General features: G+C 61.3%; 8 protein-coding genes. 4 read left to right on the forward strand and 4 right to left on the reverse strand.

What is annotated here, in order from left to right; genetic code table 11:
• Positions 1–68 precede the first annotated feature (68 nt).
• From EOA28_RS21970 to EOA28_RS21980, 4 genes are all read right to left on the reverse strand, one after another.
• Entirely contained in the window at positions 69–893 is an 825-nt protein-coding gene (locus EOA28_RS21970) for an IS5 family transposase (protein WP_128315252.1), read from the reverse strand.
• Positions 894–970: 77 nt separating this feature from the next.
• Positions 971–1135 (reverse strand): hypothetical protein, encoded by a 165-nt coding sequence (locus EOA28_RS38950; protein ID WP_189342133.1) that lies wholly within the window; start codon positions 1133–1135, stop codon positions 971–973.
• The gene (locus tag EOA28_RS21975; RefSeq protein ID WP_128315253.1) at positions 1132–1584 is read right to left on the reverse strand and encodes a thermonuclease family protein; all 453 of its coding nucleotides are present in this window, start codon (positions 1582–1584) and stop codon (positions 1132–1134) included. Before EOA28_RS21975 ends, EOA28_RS38950 begins: the two co-directional genes overlap by 4 nt.
• A gap of 85 nt (positions 1585–1669) precedes the next feature.
• A complete protein-coding gene (locus tag EOA28_RS21980; protein ID WP_128315254.1) occupies positions 1670–2290 on the reverse strand; it encodes a hypothetical protein in 621 nt (206 codons plus the stop codon).
• Between the two features lie 88 nt (positions 2291–2378).
• On the opposite strand from EOA28_RS21980, the gene EOA28_RS21985 reads away from it, so the two are divergent.
• The 4 genes from EOA28_RS21985 to EOA28_RS22000 form a co-directional block, all read left to right on the forward strand.
• The gene (locus tag EOA28_RS21985; protein WP_128315255.1) at positions 2379–3056 is read left to right on the forward strand and encodes a lytic transglycosylase domain-containing protein; all 678 of its coding nucleotides are present in this window, start codon (positions 2379–2381) and stop codon (positions 3054–3056) included.
• Between the two features lie 18 nt (positions 3057–3074).
• Positions 3075–3389 (forward strand): TrbC/VirB2 family protein, encoded by a 315-nt coding sequence (locus EOA28_RS21990; RefSeq protein ID WP_128315256.1) that lies wholly within the window; start codon positions 3075–3077, stop codon positions 3387–3389.
• Positions 3390–3393: 4 nt separating this feature from the next.
• Complete coding sequence (locus EOA28_RS21995) at positions 3394–3687, forward strand: VirB3 family type IV secretion system protein (protein WP_066991233.1); 294 nt, start codon at positions 3394–3396, stop codon at positions 3685–3687.
• A partial coding sequence (locus EOA28_RS22000) for a VirB4 family type IV secretion system protein (protein ID WP_128315257.1) occupies positions 3684–6010 on the forward strand: 2327 nt, incomplete at its 3' end. The genes EOA28_RS21995 and EOA28_RS22000, both read left to right, overlap by 4 nt.

Below are 6010 nucleotides of genomic sequence, written 5' to 3' on the forward strand. Positions count from 1 at the left end.
TCTTTATATTGCGCAACTTCAAAATGGTGAAACATCTTAGTGTCTGAATCGGAATGGCCGCCGTGTTTTCATGTCCTTGCGAGCCGTCGGGTGAGCATGCGGATGTTTGCGATGAAGACCCAGGCCTGTGCGGATTCGATGGATCTCTCGAAGTCCTTGGCCAGCCTTCGGCATCTGCCCAGCCATGCGAAGGTCCGCTCGACGACCCATCGGCGCGGCAGGACTTCGAAGCCTTTGGCGCTGTCCGACCGCTTGACGATCTCCATCGTGAACTTGCCGATCTTTTGCATGGCGCCCCGCAGTTTCGGCCCTGCATAGCCGCCATCGGCAAAGACATGGCGCAGCCACGGCCAGCGCTCGAGTATGGATTTCAGGACGGCCGGCGCGCCGTCGCGGTCCTGGATGTCGGCGGCGTGAACGACGACGCCGACCAGCAGGCCCAGCGTGTCGACGACGATGTGCCGCTTGCGGCCCTTGACCTTCTTGCCGGCGTCGAAGCCACGAACTCCGCCGCTTTCGGTGGTCTTCACCGACTGGCTGTCGATGACGCCGGCGGACGGGCTTGCCTCCCGGCCTTCCCGTTCGCGCGCCGCCATGACGAGTTCATTGTTGATGGCGCGCAGCAATCCTTCGTCCCGCCAGCGCCAGAAGTACTTCTGCACCGTCGAGAACGGTGGGAAGTCCTTCGGCAGAAGCCGCCATGCTCCGCCCGACGAAGCCATGTAAAGCAGCGCGTTCACGACCTCGCGCAGGTCCGTCCTCCGCGGCCGGCCGATCCGGTTCGGCGCCGGCATCAGTGGCTCGATCAGCCCCCACTCCGCGTCCGTCAGGTCGCTTGCGTAGCGCGGGCACCGCCGTTCATAGTGAGGGCGAGTGGTTTCGGTCCAGGGCATCATGATCTCCGTCGAATCTCAGCAATCCGACAGAATCACAACCCGCTGAAATCACTCACTTCTTTTTGGAGCGGACACTAAGAAAAGAGGGCGGACATCCAAGACGCGAACGCGTGCCATGCGGCATAGGTCAGCGCCGGCACCGCGATGATGGCGATGAATGCGAACGCACCGGCTATGGCACCGTGCGTGCGGCCCTCGACAGGGTAGTAGTAGCGGCTCGATTGATCCTCGTGGTTCATTGCTTGCGCTCCCCTGCCCGTCTCAGCAGAAGTTCGATGGGATGCTGAAACTTCGTCGCCCAAAGACCATCAGCTTTCATCTTCGCGTTGAGCTCAGCCACCAGATAGGTGGCGCTGACCGCCTTGCCTTTCGCATCAGTAGCGGCGAAGGCGTAGCCGGCCGCGATGAGCGCGGTGCCGAGGTCGACCGTATCGCCGTCGAGTTTCGCGCCACATACCACAAACGTGGCTTTGTCGAGCGCCAAGGCGATCGGCTGGCAGGTCACAGCCGCCGTCGAAAACAAGGCGGCCAGGTGGGCGAGCGAGAGGTTGCCGCAATCGAGCTCGTTGCCCTTCGCATCCAAGGCGATCGTGCCCCGCAAGCATGATTGCACGCCATAGAGCCGGTAAAGCTTGTCATGGTCGCGCCACGTATCTCCCGTCAGCAGTTCGACGCTTTTCGACACCATGAAGGGAGCGGCTGTCGCGCTTGCTGGCGCGGCGCCTGAGGCGCCCACGGCGTGAGCGCACGTGAGTGCGAAGAACGCTGCGAGGCTAGTTCGCTTCATCGGTCTGGAACTGTTTGCCGAGATCTAAGGCGTGTTCGAGATCCGGCCGCAGCGACTTGCCGTCCTTGTTGCGGCCGATCGCGGCCATCTCGAAGAAAACCATGGAATCGTCGTCATAGGAGACCGAATAGGGATCGTTGGTATTGCCAGCTCCGACGAGCGCAAAGCATGAAACCGCATCCGGCATGCCGGATTGGCTTTTGAGGACCAGCGTCTTGCACAACACGACGGAGGCGCGGGTGTTATAGACAGCCTCGTCATAGTCCCGCACGGCCTTCGTGCAATCCCACTGCTGAGCCTTGTAGGTGATATTGGACTTCGGGCAGGCCGTGAGCCCACGCAGCCGGTAGGTGACGCCGTTGATGACGCGTTCGGTCGCGGACTTGATCTCCACCGGTTTTGCCAGCGCTGTTACCTCGCGCTGAAAAAGGCCTCCGCGTGCGTCGTAGCGCTCGTAGACGAAGGTCTTTTCGCCAGGCTTTGCGAACTTCTGCAGATACGCGGTCGAGGGCTGCTCGAACGGATGCGGCTCGTTGGTGCCCAGATCGGCGGCGCCTACGACGGTGCCCTGGAGCAACAATGCCGCGAGGAAGAAGAACTGCTTCATCGGAAAATTGGCCTCGATCCTGCTTCTCGTATTGACACTTTACTTTGGCACGATGTACCCATAGTAAAGTGTCAACCTTGGTGGCGCAATGAAAAACCGGATCGCCCTTGCGCTTTCTCTCTCAGCCGTCATGGCGCCATTAGGCGCCCATGCGGACAACACGAGTTCGACGCGCATCGCGGTGGCATTTGCTCGGCCTGCCCGCCCGGCGGTTTCGACCCGTTCGGCCGCTGAGAACGGTTTGCCGATCGGTGGCGGGTGTGCGCCGACGGATCGCGGGCGGGCCGCGGCCTTGGTGCGTCAGATTGCTGAGGAAGAGGGCTTCGATCCCGACCTGACCGAAGCGGTTGCCTGGGCGGAAAGCGACATGGGCGGCAATCAAGGGCCGTCCCGCGCGGGCGCGCTCGGCATCATGCAGCTCATGCCGGCGACAGCGTCGCGTCTCGGGGTGGCCGACAGATGTGACGCGAATGCCAATATCCGTGCCGGCGTCCGCTATCTGAAAGCGCTTTATGATGAGTTCCATGATCCGCTTTTGATGTTGGCGGCCTACAATGCAGGCGAAGAGAACGTCTACAAAGCCAACGGCATCCCGGTGAACGACCAGACCACGAAATACGTGGTCAAGGTGCTCAATCGCTGGAAGCTCGGCAAGCTGATCAAGCCTCCCATTCCCAACCCTGTTGACGATCATCAGGCCGCCGCGACCGGCGCGGTCGATGGCGTCGCCTGGCAAGACGGACACGTCATGGATTTTGGCAACTGAAAAAGGAGTGAGACGAGGATGGATTATAAAAAGGCGGGCAAGTTCGCCCTGCAGTTTGTGGCCGCCGCGGCGATCGGCACGGCGCTCGCGCCGGCGAGCGCATACGCGCAGTCGGCCGCCCCGGTCGAGGGCGTGCTGGAATGGTTCGTCGGTGTGCTGCAGGGCAGCATTGCCCGATCTTTCGGGATCATAGCGGTTTGCTTTCTCGGCTTCCTTGCCATGACCGGCAGACTGGTCTGGATGATGGCGCTTTCGATCATCATCGGCATCGCTCTGGTCTTTGGCGCCGCAGCTCTGGTCGATTCCATCCGGTCGACCGCTGGAGGCGCGTGAGCCGATGGAGGATGAAGAGGTCTATGTCGAGCCGGTCAGCCTGCCTCTGACGCGCCCGCCGATGAAATGGGGCGTGCGCTACGAGGTGTTCGCGCTTAACGGCATGGCTGCCGTGATCGGATTCATTGCGACCAGCAGCTTCACGCTTGGCCTCGGCCTATTCAGCGCGACGCATTTGATCAGCGCTTATCTGTGCCAGCGCGACCCGTACATTTTTCACATAGTCGAGCGCCGGCTGTCGAAGCGGGGCGCGGTCGCCAACTCAGGCTTTTGGGGTGCGAGGAGCTATTCGCCGTGAGCGTGAACGCCGACCTGAAATTCGCCAAAGCGCGCAAACGGGAAAAGCCTGTCGAGGCGCATGTCCCCTATTTGCGCCATGTCGACGACAACCTGGTCGTCACCAAAAGCGGCTTTCTCTTCGGGGTCATTCAGCTTAGCGGCCTGCCCTTCCAGACCATGGATCAGGCAGAGCTCAACAACCGCATGTTCAATCGCAACACGACATTCCGCAACCTCTCTACGTCCCGTTTTGCCGCCTATGCGACCATCATCCGGCGTCACGTCACGCCCGAGATCGAAGGGGACTTCGAAAACCCTTTCGTGGCGGAACTCGATGCCCGCTACATGGACGAGTTGGGCTCGAAGAATCTGTTCGTCAACGAGGCCTTTTTGACGCTCATCCGCCGGCCGATGGTCGGGCGTGTCGGTTGGGTCGACAAGGCGCTCAACGCGTTCCGCATCAGCACGGCCGGCGAAGAGACACGTGAAGAGGCCATGGCCGAACTGCACGACGTCCTCAATGGCGTCACCAAGGACTTTTCCGCTTATGGCGCGCGGCTTTTGGGCGTGGTGACGCGGCGCGACAGCCTGTTTTCCGAACCTGCCGAATTCATCGCCAAGATCCTTGCCGGCGGCGCTGATGTGGAAATGCCGCTGCCGCGCATGAGCTTGGCAAGCGCCTGTGCGACCCGGCAAATCTTCTTCGGCAAATCCGCCCTGGAGATCAGGGGGGCGCATGACAGCAAGATCGGCGCCATGGTGTCGATCAAGGAATACCCGCCCTTCACGGCGCCCGGGTCGCTCGATGGCCTGTTGCGGTTGCCGCATGAATTCATCCTCACGCAGTCGTTCGCGATTGAAGATCGCGTGACGGCCATGCGCCGCATCAACACGATCTCGAACCAGGTCAGCGGTTCGGATGAGGCCGGAACCACGGTCGAGGATTCCGTGCACGCCGGCGCTGACAAGCTTGCCGGTGGCGAGGTCGTTTTCGGGCAGCACCACATGACGGTGATGGCGCTCGCTGCCGACCTACCAGGGCTCAACCGCTCGTTGTCCGACATCACCGCCGAACTGTCGCGCATGTCGATCGTACCGGTGCGGGAAACGCTTAACACCGAACTTGCGTTTTGGGCACAGCTGCCCGGCAATTTCAGCTACATTGCGCGCCGCGCCTTGATCTCGTCGCTGAACTTTGCCGGGCTGTTCTCGGGCCACAATTTTCCCTCAGGCCAGCGTGAGGGACTGCACTGGAAGCGGCCGATCGCGCTCCTCGAGACGACCAGCCAGACAGCCTATTATTTCAACTTTCATGTCCACGACGTCGGCCATTTCACCGTTTTCGGTCCAACCGGTTCGGGCAAGACGGTCGTGCTGTCATTCCTGATGGCGCAGGCGATGCGGATTTCGCCGCGACCGCGATGCGTCTACTTCGACTATATGCGCGGCGCCGAGCTCTTCATCCGCGCGCTCGGCGGCCGCTACGAGGTCATGGAGCCGATGCAGGCCACCGGCTTTGCGCCGCTCCAGCTGGAAGACACGGCAGAAAACCGCACGTTTCTCGAAGGGCTGCTGGGCTACTTGCTCACCCCTGACGACGCTTCGCTCGACGTGGCTGAGATGCGCGTGATCAACACGGCCGTCGACAAGGTCTACAAGATCCCGCGCCAACAACGCACGTTCGAGGTGCTGCCAGAGGTGCTGCGCGGCTCGCTCACGCCCGGAATGAACGACCTCGCGGCGCGCATTGAACCGTGGCTGAACCCTGGCGACAAGGGCTGGCTTTTCAACAACCCCGTCGATCTCGTCGATTTCTCGAAGCCGGTGGTCGGGTTCGACATGACAAAAATCCTGGCCGACAAGAAATTGCGCTCGGCCGCCCTGCTCTACATCTTCCATCGGCTGGAAGAGATCATCGATGGCACGCCGCTTCTGATGTTCCTCGATGAAGGCTGGAAGCTGCTCGATGACGAGGTGTTTTCCGCCTTCATCAACGAGACGCTGAAAACGATCCGCCGGCGCAACGGCGTCGTCGGCTTTGGCACCCAGACGGCCGAGGATGTGGTTAACTCGTCGATCTCGTCCTCGCTGATCGAGCAGACGAAAACCAACATCTTTTTCCCCAATCCGAAGGCGAGCAAGGAATCCTACATGGCGCGCTTCTCGCTGACGGCGAAGGAGTTCGAGTTCGTGCGCCGTACCGCCAAGGAGACGCGCACGTTCCTGGTCAAGCACGACAGCGATTCCGTCGTGGCCAAGCTCGACCTCTCGGCCATGCCCGACCTCATCAAGGTGCTGTCGACCAACGAAACCAGCATCAAGGAATGCGAACGGCTGCGCGA

This window comes from Mesorhizobium sp. M2A.F.Ca.ET.067.02.1.1 (assembly GCF_004023285.1).
Classification (GTDB): Bacteria; Pseudomonadota; Alphaproteobacteria; order Rhizobiales; family Rhizobiaceae; genus Mesorhizobium.